At 62.2% G+C, this 20,785-nt stretch carries 5 protein-coding genes; 3 read left to right on the top strand and 2 right to left on the bottom strand.

The features are described 5' to 3' along the window. Positions 1 to 53: 53 nt before the first annotated feature. Entirely contained in the window at positions 54 to 1,382 is a 1,329-nt protein-coding gene (locus F8A90_RS14025; protein ID WP_200017519.1) for an HlyD family type I secretion periplasmic adaptor subunit, read from the bottom strand. Then, on the bottom strand, positions 1,379 to 3,160 hold the full coding sequence (locus tag F8A90_RS14020; RefSeq protein WP_200017518.1) for a type I secretion system permease/ATPase: 1,782 nt from the start codon (positions 3,158 to 3,160) through the stop codon (positions 1,379 to 1,381). Before F8A90_RS14020 ends, F8A90_RS14025 begins: the two co-directional genes overlap by 4 nt. Before the next feature lie 861 nt (positions 3,161 to 4,021). Between F8A90_RS14020 and F8A90_RS14015 the strand changes: the two genes are divergently transcribed. The 3 genes from F8A90_RS14015 to F8A90_RS14005 all read left to right on the top strand — a co-directional run bounded on the left by F8A90_RS14015 (position 4,022) and on the right by F8A90_RS14005 (position 20,760). After that, the gene (locus tag F8A90_RS14015; protein ID WP_233593343.1) at positions 4,022 to 18,196 is read left to right on the top strand and encodes a carbohydrate-binding protein; all 14,175 of its coding nucleotides are present in this window, start codon (positions 4,022 to 4,024) and stop codon (positions 18,194 to 18,196) included. Between the two features lie 599 nt (positions 18,197 to 18,795). Next, the gene (locus tag F8A90_RS14010; protein WP_043333877.1) at positions 18,796 to 19,077 is read left to right on the top strand and encodes a peptidylprolyl isomerase; all 282 of its coding nucleotides are present in this window, start codon (positions 18,796 to 18,798) and stop codon (positions 19,075 to 19,077) included. A 93-nt stretch (positions 19,078 to 19,170) separates the two neighbouring features. Beyond that, positions 19,171 to 20,760, top strand: coding sequence for an ABC-F family ATPase (locus F8A90_RS14005; protein WP_043333876.1), 1,590 nt, complete (start codon positions 19,171 to 19,173; stop codon positions 20,758 to 20,760). Positions 20,761 to 20,785: the final 25 nt, after the last annotated feature.

The following is a 20,785-nucleotide window of genomic DNA, read 5'->3' as shown; positions in this document are numbered from 1 at the left end:
GCCTCTCATTCAGCGGCGTCTGAGCCGCTTGTCTTCCTTTAATCCGCTCTCATCTATTCCGCTCTCATCGCGCGCGCCAGCATGTCCGCCATGGGTTTGCCGATATAGCTGGCAAAGCTGCGCTCGCCAGTACGGATCATCACTTCCGCCGGCATGCCGGAAAGCAGACGCATGCTGTCCGTCATGTCGCCTTTGCCGGCTTCGGTGACACGAATCCGTGCCTTGTAGTAGCGCGCTCGGGTCGCTTCATCCTCGAAGCTGTTGGCGCTCAGGTGGGTCACCTCACCATCGATGATGTTGGACAGGCGCTGGTTGAACGCGCTGAAGCGGATTTCCGCCGGCTGACCAAGGTAGAGGTGGTCGATGTCGTGGTCCGGGACCCTTGCCTCGACGATGAAACCATCGCCGGCGGGCACGATATCGAGCAGGGGGTCGCCGCTGCGTATCACCGCCCCCAGCGTATGCACCTTGAGCCCGACCACGGTGCCGGCAACCGGGGCGATGACCTTGGTGCGCCTCAGATTGTCATTGAGCGCGACCAGCCGCTCTTCCGCATCGGTGACTTCGGCCTGCACCTGACGCAGGGACTCGCCGATCTGCTGCTGGAATTCCTGCAGGCGAATCTGTTTCTGCAGCTCGTTCTCGCTGATCTGCGAGCGCAGGCGCGCGACCTCGGCAAACTGGCCCGCGTTGTCGCTCTGGTATTCGAGGCTCTCGCGCTCCATTTCCCGCAGACGCTGATTGTTGATCAACCCGTTGCGAAACAGCTTGCGATGGTTGGCAACGTCATCATTGAGTGAGTTGATGCGTCGTCGCGTGATGGCCTGGGTATTCTCGAGGCCTGAAATCTGCTCGTTCATCTGCACGATCTGCTCATCCAGCGCCGCCATGGCACCGTTCAAGGATTGGCGGCGGACCTCGAACAGACGCTGCTGGACTTCGAGGACTTCCTGCACCCGCGGATTGGTCGAACTGACCAGCGAATCGGGGAAGTCCAGGCTGTCGGCATTGCTGTATTCCGCCAGCAGACGAATCTCACTGGCTCTGGAGATCAGATATTCGGCTTCGACGATCTTCTGCTGCGAGCGTGCCTGGGTATCGTCGAAAACGATCAGCACATCACCGGCCTCGACATGATCGCCATCCTCGACCTCGATCGATTCGACGATACCGCCCTCGAGGTGCTGAACCGTCTTGGTGAAGCTTTCCACCGATACGGAGCCCGGTGCGACGACGGAAATGGCCAGGTTCGCCATTACCGACCAGCTGCCGAATCCGCCCACCGCGACCAGCAGCACGGCCAGACCGAGGCGTCGATAGCCATGATCGCGCAGCGGCACGTCACTCTCGGCACTGGTATTGCCGGATGTGGAGTGGGTCATGAGGCGCTCTCCTCGCCGCCTTCATGGCGGCCTCTGGCACTGGGCTTGAGCTTGGTGACGCGCTGGACGCCTGTCGATCGGGCCTGATGCCCGTTGCCTGCCACGGCACGCGCAACGGAGGGCTCACGCGTCGGCGCGGACAGTGACACCACCTGGCCGTCATTGAGTACGAGAATGCGATCGACCTGCTGCAGCAGGCGCTGGCGGTGAGTGATGATCAATGCCGTGGTGCCTTCGCGACGCAGACGCATCAGGCATTCGGCCAGTGCCTGTTCACCGCTGGCATCCAGATTGGCGTCAGGTTCATCGAGTACCACCAGCACCGGTTTGCCGTAGAGGGCTCGGGCCAGGCCGATTCGTTGGCGCTGACCCGCGGAGAGGGCGGCGCCGCCATGCGACAGCCAGGTGTCATAGCCCTGGGGGAGTCGCAGGATCATCTCGTGCACCCCGGCGCTCTGTGCGGCTTGCACCACGAGTTGCGCATCGACTTCCTGGAAGCGAGCGATGTTCTCGGCAATGGAGCCATCGAACAACTCGATGTCCTGGGGCAGATAGCCGAGGTGAGGCCCAAGCGCGGTTCTCTTCCACTGGGAGATGTCCGCGCCATCGAGTCGCACGCAACCCAGCTGCACCGGCCACAGTCCCAGCACCACTCGCGCGAGAGACGACTTGCCTGAAGCGCTGGGGCCCACCACGGCAATGTGCTCGCCCTTGGCGAGTGTCAGGTTGATGTCCTTGAGGGTCGGCAGGCGCTCGCCTGGCGGGGCGGCGTTGACCGCCTCGAGCTTCAATCGGCCCTTGGGGATCGGTAGCGGCATGGTAGGCGCCTCGGCTGGCACGGCCTCAAGCAACTCCTCCAGACGGGCGCGTGCGGTTCTGGCACCGCTGAAGCCTTTCCAGCCATTGATCATCTGATCGATCGGCGCCAGCGCACGTCCCATCAGAATCGAGCCGGCAATCATCATGCCCGGTGTCAGGTCACCGGCCAGCACCAGATAGGCGCCCAGCCCGAGAATCAACGACTGGAACATCAGGCGCAGGATCTTGGAGGTGTTGGTCAAGAGACCTGCGCGGTCGCTGGCTTTGGACTGCAATGCCAGATATTCCCGATGGCGTGCCGCCCAGCGCCCCTGAATGCCGGGCAGCATGCCCATGGCGTGCAGCACTTCGGCGTTGCGCAGATTGCTGTTGGCAAGATCCTGGGACAGGACGTGCTGTCCGTTGGCATCGGCCAGCAGCTGTCTGGTCGTCTTCTCATTGATCAAGGCGATGATGGCCAGCACGAGACCCGCGCCCAGGGCAAACAGGCCAAACCACGGGTGAAACAGTGCCAGTACGGCGATATATACCGGCACCCAGGGGGCATCGAAAAACGCGAACAGGCCATTGCCGGACAGGAATTGGCGCAGGGTAGTGAGGTCATTCAGCGGTTGCGCGGATGGCTTGCCCGGGGTGGTCAACGAGCGCTTGAACATGGCGCCATAGAGCCGAGGGCTGAGCAGTACATCCAGACGATTGCCGACCCGCACAAGGATTCTGGAACGCACCAGCTCCAGCGCGCCCATCACCATGAACAGGAACACGACCACCAGAGTCAGCATCAGCAGCGTTTCCTGGCTGCGTGTCGTGATGACGCGATCATAGACCTGCAGCATGTAGAGCGGAGGCACCAGCATCAGCAGGTTGATGAAAAGACTGAAGAGACCGACGTAGACGAAGCTTCGCCGGCAATGGTCCAGGACCTTTTGCAGGTCATTGCCTTCCTGAGGGGTGGCCATGATCTCGTTCCCTAGCGTCATTGTTGTTCTTTTTATCCAGTTCACCGTTGTCGACGGCTGCTCTGCGCCTGGATCTTTTCATGATGAGCTGTCTAGCGATGGAATGAACCGCATTGCCCAGCAAGTCATATTGACTATCTGTTTATTAGATTTTTGTGTTTTATTTTTTAGATATCCTATTGAAATATTACGTCTGAAGAGGTGACTGGCAAGTGAATATTTCGATGATCATGAAAAAATTTCCAGGGTTTTATATTGTTGGTTTTTGCTGTTCATTTTGCTCATCTCTTAACCTATAAATCCACCTGATTCGCACCTTTATAAAAGTATGTGACCTCTAGCTTTTTGATGGATCAAATCTTTTGGTGCTCGGTATTGTTTTTCTCCTAATCTGGCGCATGACAAGGGCTCAAAGAAATCATTTTTTATTATTTTAGATTGCTATGATGTTGTTTTTATTGGTCTTGTTTTATTTCTCTGGATCTTTGCATATTGCCATTCCAAGTGAGGTGTCAAAAACCTCTTGTCTTGCCATAGGCCACGTCTAGACTCGTTTTTGACGGGTTGAAGGGGATTTGCCGGTCATTTTCGCAAGCATCGGGATAGCGTTGGAGTTTAGACAACACGGGAGTTCAGCTCCGGTGTGGGGAAGTCATGTCATGAGGTTTCAAGATGGCGTAGCGGATTCGCCACGATAATAATATTCAGGGGGTAAGGAAAATGTATTCCATGTCATTCGTATCCAGCCGTCATGATCTCAGCAAAGGACGTCTCCGCAACGGCGACCGTCTGGAAGAAAACGCTTTCCAGAGTCACGATATCAATGTCACGCCGTTTCCCTCGACGTGGGGAGATTCGATCATGGCAGTGCGAATGACCCTGGAAGATGCCCAGAATCGATTGTCGGTATTTGAGCGTTTCGAGCGTCCCTTTGTCTTTGATCATCTGCCTGCCCCCATGTCCGGCAAGCTCAAGATGATGATCGAAGCATTGGATGACGCGGGCGAGGTACTGCCCGGGTCTGGTGAGCAGTTCGGCTTCGAGATCGAAGCCCCCGATGTCGTCGTCGAGGAGGCGAGTGAGCTGGGCGGCACGCCACAAGCTGACCCGGAAGATGCGCCTCCGGCTGACCCCGGTGAGGCCCTGGCCCTCCAGAGCGAGGATGTCATCGGCGAGCCCATCGCTCAGGAAGACCCGCTTGCCCAGGCGCTGCTGGCCAGTGATGACGAACCTGCCGCAGGCGCCGAGCCTGCGCTTCTGGCCGAGCCCGCGCCTCTGGCAACGGCGGCGCTCATCGCGCCGGAAAGCTTTGCTACCCTGCGCATCGAGGCGGAAGACCTCACGGACTCGGATGGTGATGGCAATCTTGCCTCCCTGAGTGGCACCGGTATCGAGGTGGTGTCGGGAGCGCAGAGCCCCCTCAATACCGAGAATGCCTCAGGCAGTGCCTATGTGGACTTCGCCGCCGCGACCGGCGAGACGCTGACCTTCAGCTTCAGCGTTGCCGAGGCCGGCGAGTATGAACTCGCGCTGGGGTATGCGCTTAGCCAGAATGGCGACGGGTCTGATCGCAACCGTCCTCTGCGCCTGGACGTCAACGGTGAGCTTCAGGATCGAATGTTTGACCTGCCGAGCACGACCCTGACCGGCGACGCCACTGATTTCAGTGAGTTTGGTGAGCGTACCATTCGCGTTCAGCTGCAGGCAGGCGAGAACACGGTGTCGTTTACCTCCAACGGTGCCAGTGGCCCTAACGTCGATTATCTGGAAGTGCGTGCGCCAGACCCGGACGTCTACGTCATCCAGGGCGAGGATCTCGATATCGGCCCGACGTCTGACGTCGCAGATGCTGGCACCAATCGCGTGGTGACGGTCGACAACATCGCCAGCTTCACCGATGGCGGGGAAACCTTCCGGGTCGGGGCCGAAGGGGCCAGCTATCTCGACTGGGCATCTGGCAATGCCGAGGCCTACGGAGAATTTACCCTTGAAGTGGCTACCGCCGGCACGTACAGCGTTACCGTGACCTATGCGTCCAGCTCCCCGCGCCCCATTGGTCTCTTTCTGGTCGATGACGACACGCCAAGTCAGGTCGGCACCTTCCAGTTCGCAGCGGTAGAGGCGCCGGACTACTACCCCGATGATGTCGATGATGTGCCCGCGGGCAACCAGCCAGGCAATGGCGGGCCTTCCGCGTGGGAGGGCTGGAGCACCGAGACGCTGGAAATCACGCTTGCCGCCGGCAGCAATACCCTGCGTCTGGGCGGCGCGACCAATGGCCCGAATATCGACAAGATCGAGGTGGCGCTACTGGAAGCTGACGAGGTAGATCCTGTCGATCCGGTGATTGCGCCAGTGGTGGTGCAAGCCGAGGACGCCGCATTGGGCGCCGACAACGGGGCCGCCACCTTGGTGCGTGACGCCGCGAACCCCGAGGCCGGTGGCTTTGTCGGACTGCGCCCGGACTTTTCCGGCACCGGTTACGTGGATTTCGGCAGTGCGCCGGGTGACAGCCTGACCTTCACCGTCAATGTGACCGAGGCGGGTGACTACGACCTCAACTTCCGCTACGCCAGCAATGGTGCGCGTCCGCTGGATCTGTCGATCAACGCAGGCGAGCCCACCGCGCTTGCCTTTGTCGCGACGGACCCCAACGCCACCAACGTCGACCCTGAAGGCTTCGATGTCTGGGAGTACCAGACCCTGACGACGCGACTGGAAGCCGGCGACAACGCCATTACCCTGGCGATTCCGCAAGGGCGCAACAATGGCCCCAATGTCGATCGCCTGGAAGTCACCACCGCGGGCACGGGGCCGGTAGGGGACGTCGTGGCGGATGACGATGCCTCTGTGCTGGCCTTTTCCGCGGTGGAGCCCCTGCTCAATGGCGCGACCGTCGGCGAAGCCGGCTTCAGCGTCACCGGGCTTGATGCCGACATCACCTTCGTCGGCGTGACCTTCGATGAGGGCGTCACGGTCCAGGAGGTGGTGCCGACGTCGGAAGGCAGCTTCACGCTGGATCTGTCAGGTTTCGCCGATGGAGACCTGTCGGTCACGCTGATTGCCATGGATGCCTGGGGCAACCGTGCCGAACAGAGCGTGGCACTGACGCTGGATACCACTGCCGATGAGGGGGGCGACCTGGCCCTTGCGGGCCCGGAAGAGGCCATCGAATCGGCCGACAGTGCCAGTGTGGTGTTCAGTGTCGTGGGAATCGATGCTGGCTCGACTCTCGAGATCAGCTTCGACGGCGGCGTGACCCGTCAGTCGGTCGTCAGCGATGGGGATACCCTGACGGTCGATCTCTCGGCGCAGGCCCCGGGCGATATCACCGTGACCTTGATCGTGACGGATGCTGCGGGCAACGAGGCGAGTGCCACGGATACGGTAACGCTGGCCGCTGCTGGTGCCGAGAGCCTCGCCATCAGCTTCGATGACGCTACCCTCAGCGCCTACAACGCCACCCAGGACAACCCGTCCGTCGGCACGGGGGCGGTGGTGGAAGACGACGGCGGCACCCTGACGCTGACCGATAACGTCTGGAAACGGGCGGCTCTGCCTAGTGACTACACGATCACTGATGCCACCCTCCTGACGGTGGACGTGGCCATCTCCGGCTCGCCGGTGCCCGAGATCGTCGCTATCGGCTTCGATGCGGACTCCAACCCCTTCAATGGCGGCAACAGCGTCTACCAGCTTGGCGGTACCCAGACCCAGGGCGGCTTCGTCGATCTGCGAGGCCAGGGGGTCGACAACGGTGATGGCACCTTGCGCTTCATCATCGACCTGTCAGCGCATGAGGGCACCACCCTCGAGTCTCTCGTCTTCGTCAATGACGACGATGCGGGTGCCAAGGGCAGCACGAGCTTCAGCGCCGTCAGCCTGTCGGAAGCCGACACCGGCGACACCAACAGCGCACCGCGCGTGGTGGGCGGTGGCATCGCCGACCTGAGTCTCGACGAAGGCGCGAATCTTGAAGTCGATCTGCCCTTCGTCGATGACGATGGCGACGACCTCACCTACAGCTTCCTGGTCACCGATGGCGATGGTCAACCCGTCAGCGCTCCGGGGCTGAGTGTCAGCGACAATGTGCTGTCCGGAAGCCTCGACGGACTAGCGCCGGGCAGTTACACCGTGACGGTGACCGCCGATGATGGCACCACCAGCACTGACACCGACTTTGCCCTGACGCTCGAGAACGTCAACGACGCGCCGATGGCCGAGACCGTCGCCCTCGAACCGTACTTCGGAGAAGTGGGCGAAGACTTCCTCCAGATTCCGCTGTCGGACTTCGCGGCGCTGTTCTCCGATGCCGATGGCGATAGCCTGATATTGACGGCCGAGGACCTGCCGGCCGGGCTCGAGGTGGTCGATGGCATCATCCAGGGCACGCCCAGCCAGGGCGGTACCTTCGATGTCATCGTGCGGGCCACCGACCCGGGCGGCCTGTCAGCGACCCAGACGCTCAGCTTCATCATCGAAGGCATCCAGGTCGGCGATAGCATCACGATCGAGGCGGAAGACTTCACGGATCTCGACGCCAGCAATCTGATCGTCACCGGCAGCGCGTCCGCCTCCAATGAACAGCTGATTCGCCTGACTAGCAATGCGCCGGCCACGATTGGCACCGACCTTGCGGCGGGCGGCGTGGAGCCCGGCTGGTACATCGCGCGGCTTTACGTGTTCGATGAGACCGATGGTGAAGGCACCTTGACCCTGACCATCGGTGACACCGTGCTTGAAGCGCGCAACACGACAACCGACAGCCTGAGTGCTGACGTGGTGTTGAATGACGACTTCGGCACCTTCGTCGGCAGTGGCGCGCGCGGCAACGCAGGCCAGAGCGGTAACCGCAAGGAAATCGTCTTCGAGACACCCTTCGAGGTGACCGCCGGTGATCTGGCGAGTCTCGAGCTGATGGGGGCCGATGGCGAATTGATGCGAATCGATTCGCTGGTCTTCGAACGTATCGATGAGCCGGTCAATGGCGCGCCGACCCTTGAAGGGCTGGAAGAGAGCTTGAGTGTCGACGAGAACGGCACTGCCGTGGCCAGCCTGATACTGGATGACCCGGACGGTGACGACCTGACCGTGACGCTGTCCGGTGCCGATGCGGCGCTGTTCCGCTATGACGAGGTGAGCCAGGGCATCGCCTTCATCACTCCGCCGGACGCGGAGCTTGCCGCCGACAGCGATGAAGACGGCGTCTACGAGTTGACCGTGACGGTCTCCGATGGCGAGGACAGCGTGTCACAGGACACTCTGATCACCGTGGCCGATCTCAACGAGAGCATCGCCATCACCCAGACCGAGTTTGCGGTAGACGAGAATCTGACCGAGATAGGCGCGATTCCCCTCGTCGATGAGGATGGAGTGGCCCTTGGCCTCGACGCCCCGGTATTCGCCATCACCGGCGGGGTCGATGCTCCGCTGTTCAGCATCGACCCGAGCACCGGCGTGCTGAGCTTCACCAGCCCCCGCGATTTCGAGCTGGCGGTCGATGATGACGAGGACGGTGTCTATGAAGTCGAAGTCAGCGTCACAGATGGCGAGCTTTCCACCACCGAGCAGCTCTCGGTCACCGTCAATGACGTCGACGAGGCGCCTTTCTCGGCCCTGAGTCTGCAGGCCGAGGACGGGGTGGTCGAGAGCTTCGATACCGATGCCAACGCCACCGACACCCAGGTCCGTGATCCGGACAACCCCGAGCCGAATCAGCCCACCGGCCTGCGTCCGGGCTTCAGTGGTACCGGCTATCTGGACTTCGGGGATACCCCGGGAGACAACGTCAGCTGGCAGATCGACGTGGCTCAGGCCGGTCAGTACGACATCAGCGTGCGTTACGCCAGCAACACCGATCGTCCGCTGGATCTGGTGATCAACGGCGGTGACCCGCTCGCCCTGGCCATGATCAGTACCGACCCGGATGGTGCCGGTAGCGAGGAGGGCTTCGACCACTGGCTGTTCGAGACCGTCACCGTCACCCTGGCGGCGGGCAGCAATTCCATCGCCCTGGCGATCCCGGCGGGTGCCAACACCGGCCCCAACATCGATCGCATCGAAGTGACCGCGGCAGGCAGCGGCCCGATCCCGGAGGATGTCAGTGCCGATGAGGATGGAAATCTTGCCATTGTCGCCGCTGACGGGACGCTCGAGGCCAGCCAGCTGGCGGCGGCCGTCTTCAATGTCTCCGGCATCGATGACGACGTGACCAGCGTTGCCATATCCTTCGATGGTGGCGCGACCCGCAATGAGGTGACGCCGGATGTCGATGGCAACATCACCCTGGACCTGAGTGGCCTGCTTGATGATCAGAGTGGCGATCTTGTCGTCTCGCTGTTCGTCATCGACGCCACCGGTAACGAAGCCAGCGCCAGCGAGGTGGTCAGCTTCGAGGACGACGACGTGGCGGTGGCGCCGATCACCCTGCAGGCGGAAGACGCCGATATCGTCGATGTGGGCGGTAGTGCGATAGGCGAGGAGACGCGGGTGGTCGATGCCGACAATCCCGATGACTTCGGCAACCATCGCCCCGATGCGGTGGGTGATGCCTATCTGGACTTCGGCTCCAATCCCGGCGACCAGATCACCTTCAACGTCAACGCGCTGGAGGCCGGTAGCTACACCGCCACCGTGCGCTTCGCCAACGGCGGCAATGCAGCGCGGCCGCTGGATCTGACCGTCAACGGCACTGATCAGGGCCAGCTCGGCTTCGCCAACGCCACCGGGACGGATGCCTGGGATCAGTGGCAGACGCTGGAGGTCGAGGTGATGCTTGCCGAGGGTGCCAATACCTTCACCTTGACCATGCCTGCCGGTGCCACCGGCGGGCCCAATATCGACCAGGTGGTATTCGACTTCAATGAGTCCGACGTCGGCTCCCCGGCGTTCAACTTCGCCATCGAGGGTGAGGCGTTGACCATCGTCGATGTCGATGGCGACACCCAGGTGCGTGATGCCGACAACCCGGAAACCAACACTGCAGCCGGGGCCGACGGTCTGTGGGATGACTTTACCGGCAGCGGCTATCTGGACATGGGGGCCGACGCCGGTGACGCCGCCGAGTTCCAGGTGAGTGTGGATGAGGCGGGTACTTACACTCTGGAAGTGCGCTACACCAACGCCGGCTCCAACGGCGCCGATCGCCCCATGGACATTCTGGTCGACGGTCAGAGCCAGGGCAGTCTGGCCTTTGCCTCCACCGGTACCGACGCGGCCGGCTGGGAGAACTGGACCACCACCACCCTCGAGGTGGAGCTCGCAGCCGGCGACAACACCATTCGCCTTGCCAACCTGGGCAATGCCGGCCCCAACATCGACAGCCTGACGGTGAGTCGTGACGGGGTGGAACCGGACCGTCCGGTGGAGCCGGGCGAGCGCTTCTCGGTCAAGATCAACTTCCAGCCCGAAGGCACCGCGGTGCCGGATGGCTACATCGCCGACAACGGCAAGGCATTCGGCACCCAGTCGGTGACCGTGGACGGCCAGACCTATCAGTACGGCTGGGTCACCGAGGCGTCGATCTACGACGCCGAGCCCGGCACCGAGCCGCTGGATATCAGCGCGCTGACCAGTGTGGCGGTCAATGACCGTACCGATGACATCGCGGGTCTCGATCCGCGCCAGGGCACCTACGCCCACTTTGACCAGCCCAGCGCCAACTATGTGCGCGCCGGATGGGAGATCGAGCTGGAGAATGGCTACTACGAGGTCACCATCTCCATCGGCGACACCAGCGGGCCCTACGACAGCCACAATGTGCTCAATGCAGAGGGCGAGCTGTTCAATGACCCCTTCACCCCGTTCCGTCCTGAGGATTTCCTGGCGGACGGCAACCCGTCCGATGATACCGAGGGCTTCCGCTCGGACCTGGTCACCCGCATCGTTCAGGTCAGCGACGGGCGTCTGACGCTGGATTCCCTGGGACTCGACAGCGAGAACACCGAGATCCAGTACCTCGAGATCCAGGCACTGCCGGACCTGACGCCGGAAGATGACCGCATCGCGGCCGAGGACTACGCCTTCTTCACCGATGCCCGTGCCATCGCCGGGGTTGGCGAGAACGAGCTGGAGGTGGACCTTGATCCGGAGGATGGCGGCATCCCCACCGGGGTCGATCCGACATCCGACATCTTCGTCGGCATCTCGGTGGTGGATGGGCGCGGCGGAGCCCTGCTGGAAAGCCTGGGGGATGGCTCCATCCGGCTGTTCGAGACACTCAGCGGCGAGGAAGTCACTTTCAATGCCAATACCACCGGCGGCTTCGACTCGCTGACCATCTCACCGAGCCAGACGCTCAAGCCCTTCACCAGCTATACCCTGGTGATCGATGGTTTTCAGGACCGTGGCCCCAACGACGATACCGACGCGCCGACGCGCGAATTCCAGAAGTACACCAACACCTTCGTCACCGGCGAGGAGCCGGAGGTGGTCGCGCGCGACGTGGCCTTCAACGACGTGGTGGAACTCAACGGCGCCTCTGACGACGCCTATGGCTTCACCTCGCTGGAGATGAGCTCAGACGGCGCCTTCATGTACGTCGCCACCATCAGCGGCGAGCTGCTGCGTTATGACGTCGATCCCGTCGACGGTTCGCTGTCCAATCGCCAGGAACTTGCCCTGCCCGATGACTACTTCGATCAGCCGGGGGAAGATCAGCAACGCGGCATCATCGGCCTGGTGGTGGACCCAACCGATCCCGACGTGCTGTGGATCACCGACAACTATCCGATTCCGCTATCAGGACGTGACAACGGCGTACCGGACTTCAGCGGCCGGGTGACCAAGATCACCCTGGACGATGGCCCCGATTTCTCGGGAACCGCCGAGGCCTACATCACCGGTCTGCCGCGCTCCAATGGCGACCATGTGACCAATAGTCTGGAGTTCCGTGCGAATCCGGATTACGACGCCGAGACCAATCCCGATGTCCCGAGTCATCTGCTGTATCTGATCCAGGGCTCCAACTCTGCCATGGGCGAGCCCGACAGTGCCTGGGGCAATCGCCCCGAGCGTCTGCTGAACGCGGCGATACTGGAGATAGACCCGACCCGCGATGTTTCCAATGGGCCCTTCGACGTCTCCACCGAACCGCTGCCCGACGATGGCCTGAACCAGCGCTTCGATGATTCCGACGGCCACCCCAAGGATGACCCCATCCCCATGGGCGACGGCGAGTTCCTGGTCTTCGATGATCGCGGCGTCGCCACGGTGCAGGATGAGTCCGGCAACGTGCTCGAGTCCTACTACGACCCCTACGCCAGCGATGCGGTGCTGACGATCTTTGCCACCGGGGCGCGCAATGCCTACGACCTGGTATGGCATTCCAATGGCTTCCTGTACGTGCCGACCAATGGCTCGGCGGCTGGCGGTAACGTGCCAGATGATCCCTCCACACCCGAGGATGAGCGCTACACCAGTGTCGAGAAGCAGGATGACTACCTGTTCCGTGTCGAAGAAGGGGGCTACTACGGACACCCCAATCCGCTGCGTGACGAGTACATTCTCAATGGTGGCAACCCCACCTCTGGCACTGATCCCAACCAGGTCGACAAGTACCCGACAGGTACCGATCCCGAGGGCACCTACGATATCGCCGGGGTCTACTCGCTGGGCGAGAATCGCTCGCCCAATGGCGCGGTGGAATACACCAGTGATGTCTTCGGCGGCAATCTGCAGGGCAACGTGCTGTTCACCGAGTATTCCGGTGGTGACGATGTCCGCTCCATCACCCTGGATGCCAATGGCAACGTGATCGGCGATGACGTGCTGCGTGATCCCGAGGGCAACGTCATCAGCTACGTCGACCCGCTGGACATCATCGAGAACCCGGCCACCGGTCAGCTTTATCTGCTGACCCTGAACCGCGGCAATGGCCAGAGCCAGATCATTCGCCTCGACCCGGCCCCGGGTGGGGTAGTGGACCCGGTGGATCCCGTCGACCCTGTCGATCCGGTTGATCCCGGCGATGATCTGGTCTCGCTGCTGGCCATCCAGGCCGAGGACAGGACGCCTGAGGACGGCACTGCCGTGACGATCGCTACCGGGGCGGAGATCCAGATTCGCGACATCGACAATCCCGAGACCAACCAGCCCGATCTACCCAATGGCCTGCGTCCCGGTGCCTTCGGAGTAGACGGAAATACCGTGGATGACGATGGCGTGCCTGGCGGTTATGCCGACTTCGGCAGTACCAATGATGACTTCATCACCTTCAGCTTCGCGCTGGACCCCGAACAGGCCGGTGACTCGGTGCTGCGTCTGCGCTATGCCAATGGTGGCAACGCTGACCGGCCTCTGGAAGTGTTCGTCAACAACGTGAGCGTCGGGGTGTATGACTTCAGCCCGCCCGAGGGCCTGAGCGGTGATGCAGCCTGGGCCGAGTGGCTGACAGAAGACGTGGCGGCCACGCTGGTCAGCGGCCAGAACACGGTGCGCTTGCAGGCCACCGCTGACACCGGCCCCAATATCGACCAGCTGGAGATCCTGCAGGAAGCGCCGGACACGACTCCGGGCTTCGATGAGTATGAGGCCGAGGGTGCCGCGCTCGATGGGGCGGTGGTGGTGCTGGCCAGTGAGGAGGATCGCAATGCCTCCGGCGATGGCTTCGTCGACTTCGATGGCAGCGGTGACCAGACCATTACCTGGACGATCGATGTTGCCGAGACCGGCAGTTACGACATCGCCTTCCGCTATGCGCTGGCGGCGACCAAGGCTGACCGGCCGCTGGGTCTGAGCATCAATGGTGTCGACCTGGGGCAGGTGAACTTCGAGGGCCAGAGCAACGGGGATGAAAGCGACTGGTTCTTCCAGAATGCCCTGGTCGCGCTGCAGCAAGGCAGCAACACCATCACCCTGACTGCGCCGGGAGCCGTGGGGCCGAACATCGATCTGCTGAGAGTGCCGGATGCGCCGTCTGACACCTTCGTCCCCGTCTATGCCGATGTCTCGGACGGGTCGCGCATCGAGCTGGAGAGCGGTGACAGCGCACGCACCCTCAACGAGCTGACCGCCGACTTCTACTTCAGCGTGGACAGCAGCGGCCTCTATCGGCTCGACCTGGCCGCGAATGCGGGCGCCGATGACGGTCAGGGCCTGGCCCTGACGCTCAATGGGCAGGCCCTGGATACGCTGGCCTATCCGGGAGAGGGGGATGCCGGGGAAGAGGGCACCTATGTCGAGCTTGAGGCGGGCGTGGAGTACAACCTGCGAGCGGTGTCCGCCGCCGATGGTGCCGATGACCTCGACTACCTGGACGTGACGCCGGTGGTCGGCAATGACAATGCCGACATCGCGGTGCAAAGCGGCGATGCCGCCTATTACTCCGATCGCCTGCATTTCAGCTATCTGGAGAACAACAGCGCCTCCAACGCCGACCGCGACTTCAAGGAAAGTGCCACGGTGACGATTTCCAACACCGGAACGGAGTTGCTGGAAATTCTCGAAGCCGATATCGAAGGTCCCTTCGTGCTGCAGGACCCCGCTGCCTTCGACGGCCTGACGCTGGCCGCCGGGGAGTCGCTCGAGGTGACGGTGCTGTTTGACAGTGCGAGCTACGAAGCGCCCACCACCGACGCCGGTGACGGAGTCTTCGAAGGACGCATCCGACTGGTGACCAACGACCAGGACTCGCCGGTGGCCGAGATCCATATGGCGGGCTTCTGGCAGGCACGCGACGAGGGTGGCTGGGAGCCCAACGTCAATGAGGTGTGGGAGGTCTTCGGCCTCGGTAACCGCATCGATGGCTTGCCGACCGCGGGTGGTGGCCAGAACTCGGTGCTCAACGACTTCGATCTGTATCGCCCGATCAATGATGACGAGGTGCTGTCGCGCTACTGGACACTGGCGGATGGGGTTACAGAAGCCAAGATCACCCAGCTGGCGGCCTATCATGGCAACGGCGGCGCGACACTGGGCATCCATAACCCCGGCAACAAGGGGCAGGATGTCATCTTCTCCAATCATGCGGGGGACAATAATCAGACGATCCTGCCGGTACTGGGCAACGGCGAATTCGCCACCGCGACCTTCGGGCTCGATGACATCCCCGCCGAGTGGGCCGGGAGTGGCGTGTTCGGGATTGAAGTGGCCAACCTGTCCACTGATCCGTCACTCAACCCGTCAGGTGGCGGTACGCCGCCAGCCGATGCCGAGGGTATCGAGCGTGGCTATACCGTGCGTATGTTCCGGGCGCTGGATGCAGAGGGCAACGTGATCCCCGATACCTATGTGGGCATCATGGACTACACCGGCATCAACTATGACTACAACGACAACATGTTCCTCATCGAGGGGGTAACGCCGGTCGCTGGCGGTGACCTCACGGTGATCAACAACGATGTGCTGCCGTCCAATGATCGCCTGGTGATGTCGCGCATCGAGAATCCGGTCAACAACCAGGTGGTGCATGACGAGGCCACTATCACCTTGCGCAATGACGGCTTCGAGGACCTGACCATCGACGATGTCGTCGTCAGTGACACGACGCTGTTCGAATTGACCCAGCCGTTCAGTACGCTGACGCTGGCACCGGGGGAATCGGCGGATGTCACGGTGCGTTTCATCGCTGATGACCCCAACGATGGCAGCCTGTATGAGGCCAGCCTGATCATCACCTCAAGCGATTCCGATGAGAGCGAGAAGGTCATCCAGCTTGCAGGCCTGGCCCAGAACCAGTCCGAGAGCGGTCAGGAGCCGACGGTGCAGGAGATCGTCAACGCCTTCGGCTACTCCACCAACGTGGTGCAGGACCAGATGAACCAGGGCGGCCTGGTGGAGGCCAACGGAGACGAGATCCTGTCCCCGTACTTCCAGCGTGCCGATGGTGATGAACCGATCAGGATCACCCAGATCGCCGCCTATCATGGCCAGGGCGACATCGCGCGACTGTTCGTGCATGACGTCGACAGTCGCGAGCTCGAAGAAGTCATCGTGCATGACGAGCAGGATGGCCAGACGCTGTTCCCGCGGGCGCTCGATAGCGGCGATCAGCAGGCAGTGGTGAGTCTGGATCGCGATGATCCTTTCGGCTTCTACGCCGAGATATCCGATCGCCAGGGCTATATCTCCTGGTCCGACCCGGATGCCAACCTCTACGAGGACACCATCGATGCCATCGGCAATCCCGGCAGCAATCTGAATTGGGATGAAAGTGATGGCCACCTGATTCGCGTCTACGTGGCCAAGAATGCCGACGGCAACGTGATTCCGGACACCTATATCGTCATCCAGGACTACGCGGGGGTGAATTACGACTACAACGACAACATCTTCCTGGTCGAGAACGTCACCACCTACGACCCCACCGGCGCGGAAGATGCCGATGGCAATGGGCGTGTGGACCTGTACGACGATGACGACAACGACGGCGTGCCGAACTTCCTCGACACGCCTGATCCGGTCGGACAGAGTGCCTTCAATGACGATCAGACGGCCTGGGCGGTCGGGGCCGATGGCCTGAGCCTGGAGGCACGCCTGTTCGACAACGGCGGCCAGGGCGTGGCCTACAACGACACCACGCCGGCCCATCAGGGCGATGGCTTCCGCTCCGATGAGGCGGTGGATATCTCCAACGGCACTCTGGCCATCGGCTATGTCGCCGACGGAGAGTGGCTTGAATACACCCTGAATGTGGAGACAGCCGGTAGCTATGCGCTGAACTTCTCCGCCTCGGCGGTCTCCGACGGCAAGTCGATCACCGCCGCCTTCGAGCAGGACGGCAGCTTCTATACCGACGCCCAGGCGGTGGCGGTGCCGGACACCGACGCCTTTACCAACTTCACCGATGTGGGGCCCTTGACCTTCGAGCTGGAGGAAGGCGAGCAGGTGCTCAGGCTGACCTTCAACGGCGGACAGCTGGATCTGGCGTCTCTCGACCTGTCGCTGGTGGCACCGGTGGATGACGGTCAGCAGGCGTTCACCGACGATGGCCAGCCCTGGCAGGTAGGCAGCGAGTTCAGCTTGGAAGCGGTGAATTACGATGAGGGTGGCCAGGATGTCGCCTACAACGATTCCAGCGAGGTGCAGCAAGGCAGCAACGTGCGTGGCGAAGGGGTGGATCTGGCCAACGGCGGCACTGCCATCGGCTGGATCCAGGATGGCGAATGGGTGGAATACACCCTCGATGTCGAGCAGGCCGGCACCTATGACATTGCCTTCCTGGCAGCGCGGGGCTCCACCGGTGGCGCGCAGCGCACCGTGACCGCGACCTTTGCCAAGGAGGGCGACACTCCCTATGCCAGCGTCACGCCGGTGGAGGTCGAACCGACCGGTGGCTGGACCAACTATGTGGAAACCGACACTGCCCAGGTGACCCTGGAGGCCGGCGAGCAGGTGCTGCGGCTGACCTTCAACGGCGGCGCCATGGACCTGCAGGGCTTCACGCTGTCACGGGATGGCCAGCAGGCCTTCAATGTCGGCGGCGTTCCCTGGCAGGTGGATGCCGATGAGGGCCTCATCCTCCAAGCGGTCGACTTCGACGAAGGCGAGCAGGGCGAGGCTTACAATGAACTCTCCAGTGCCCAGCTTGGCTCGGGGTATCGCGACACCCCGGTGGACACCGTCGGCGAAGGCGAGGCGATAGGCTGGGTGGAGGATGGTGAGTGGCTTGAGTACACCATCGATGTCGAAGAGGCGGGCTCGCACACGCTGTCGTTCGTCACCTCCGCGCCTGACAATGGGCGCAGCATTACCGCCTCGGTGGAGAAGGATGGCGAGTTCTACGATGAGGACAGTGGCACGCTGCCCAATTCCGGCGCCTGGGGCGTCTACGTCGATGGCCCCTCGCTGACGCTGGACCTGGAGGAGGGGGTGCAGGTGCTACGCATCACCTTCAATGGCGGCTCGCAGGATCTGGCGTCGTTCCAGATCACGCGTGATCCCGACATCGCCCCGGCCAGCGCGCCAAGCAATACCGCGCTGATGAGCCTGGTCGACGAGGGCGATATCGCCCCGGTCTCCAATGATGAGGAAGTGCCGATGAGTGATGATGTGACCCTTCAGGGCGTGCAGGATGACGCCCCGGGGAGTCTGCTCTGAGAGTGTGACGCAGCACGACGGAGCAATCCGCGACACGGGCGCGGGACGGCAACGGTGGCAGAATGAGGCACAAGGCGAGCACTGAGCGCAAGGCGCCTCGCCTGCTGTCACCGTCATCCGTCCCGGCACCCGATGCATGTCACTGCCAGCCTGAGCGTGAGTGAGTGTGAAAGTCAGCACGTCACTCGCGCCCAGGCTGGCAGCGGCGTTTGTGGTTCAGTCATGCACGGCTGTCTGCTGTGGCATCGTCTCTCGCACCGCACACCGCACACCGCACACCGCACACCGCACACCGCACACCGCACACCGCACACCGCACACCGCACACCGCGCTATCGGCGCTCCCTGCCTTGTCTGCCTGTCTGCCGACCGGGCGATGGATACACACGCATACAGCGTCTGTCATCCTGAGCTGTTATCATGCCCGCCTTCAGACTCACCCCATCGCCTGTCTCACCTTCCCCGAACGCATGATCCCGCGTCATGACGACTGTCATGTCGTCAGGGACGTGGTCGGGTGACGTCGGGCCTGCTTCCGGGATATCCGGGGCATAAGATGGCGTGGGGCAAGACCGATTCCGCCTGCAAGAGGACACGAGATGGCTCGTATTGCCATGGCACGCCACATTCTGGTGAAGACCGAGGCCGAGGCGCAGCGTCTCAAGCAGTCACTGGAGCGCGGCCAGCCGTTCGAGAAACTGGCGAAGAAGCACTCCACCTGTCCCTCCGGCAAGCAGGGCGGTGACCTGGGCGAAGTGCGCCCTGGCCAGATGGTCGGCGGCATTGATCGCGCCATCTTCAAGGGCCCGCTCAATACCCTGCAGGGGCCGCTGAAGAGCAAGTTCGGCTATCACCTGCTGGAAGTCTTCTTCCGCGGCTGATGCCTGCCAGGCCTTTGCGGCCCCCGTATTTCCCGGCGCCAGCGTGACGCTTCGTCACCGCCCACCTTTTTCATTTCAAACGGATATTCCCTCGTGATCTCTACCGCCAATCTCACCATGCAGTTCGGTGCCAAGCCGCTGTTTGAAGACGTCTCCGCCAAGTTCGGGCGTGGCAATCGCTACGGCCTGATCGGTGCCAACGGCTGCGGCAAGTCGACCATGATGAAGATTCTCGGTGGCGATCTGGAGCCGTCGGGTGGTCACGTCATGCTCGAGCCCAACATCCGTCTGGGCAAGCTACGTCAGGACCAGTTCGCCTATGAGGAATACACGGTGCTCGACACCGTCATCATGGGCCACGAGCGTCTGGCCGTGGTCAAGGCCGAGCGTGACCGCATCTACTCGCTGCCGGAGATGAGCGAGGAAGACGGCATGAAGGTCGCCGACCTCGAAGTCGAATTCGCCGAGCTTGACGGCTACACCGCCGAAGCGCGTGCCGGTGAGCTGCTGATGGGCCTCGATATCCCCATCGAGCAGCACCTGGGGCCGATGAGTGAAGTCGCGCCGGGCTGGAAGCTGCGCGTGCTGCTGGCGCAGGCGCTGTTTTCCGATCCTGACGTCCTGCTGCTCGATGAGCCGACCAACCACCTGGACATCAACACCATCCGCTGGCTGGAAGGCGTGCTGACCGCGCGGTCCAGCACCATGATCATCATCTCGCACGACCGTCACTTCCTGAACAGTGTCTGCACCCATATGGCGGACCTGGATTACGGTGAGCTGCGTCTGTTCCCGGGCAACTACGACGAGTACATGACCGCCGCCACCCAGGCGCGTGAACAGCTGCAGGCCGACAACGCCAAGAAGAAGGCGCAGATCGCCGAGCTGCAGTCCTTCGTCAGCCGCTTCTCCGCCAACGCCTCCAAGGCCAAGCAGGCGACCTCGCGTGCCAAGCAGATCGACAAGATCCAGCTCAACGAGATCAAGCCGTCCTCACGCGTCAGCCCGTTCATCCGCTTCGAGCAGACCAAGAAGGTCCACAACAACGCGGTGATGATCGACAAGCTCTCCAAGGGCTTCGACGGCAACACCCTGTTCGAGAACTTCAGCTTCACGGTCGCCGCCGGTGAGCGTGTCGCCATCATCGGCCCGAACGGCATCGGCAAGACCACGCTGCTGCGCACCCTGGTCGGCGAGATGCACCCGGACGCCGGTGAAGTGAAGTGGACCGACGCCGCGGACGTCGGCTACTACGCGCAGGACCACGCCCATGACTTCGCCAACGACATGAGCCTTTATGACTGGATGGCGCAGTGGACCGGCGGCGGTGAGCAGGTCGTGCGTGGCACCCTGGGTCGCATGCTGTTCTCCAATGATGACATCCAGAAGTCGGTCAAGGTCATCTCCGGTGGCGAGCAGGGCCGCATGCTGTTCGGCAAGCTGATCCTCAAGCAGCCCAACGTGCTGGTGATGGATGAGCCGACCAACCACCTGGACATGGAATCCATCGAGGCGCTCAACCTCGCGCTGGAAAACTACCCGGGCACCCTGATCTTCGTCAGCCACGACCGTGAATTCGTCGGCTCGCTGGCCACCCGCATCATCGAGCTGAAGGCCGATGGCGTGGTCGACTTCTCCGGCACCTACGATGACTACCTGCGCAGCCAGGGCGTCATCGTCTGAGACGCGCCGTGACTGGCTAGTCTGT

Origin of the sequence: Cobetia sp. cqz5-12 (assembly GCF_016495405.1) — a bacterium.
Taxonomy (GTDB): Bacteria; Pseudomonadota; Gammaproteobacteria; order Pseudomonadales; family Halomonadaceae; genus Cobetia.
The sequence above is the reverse complement of the archived record's forward strand: the minus strand, read 5'-3'. Positions and strand labels throughout refer to the sequence as shown.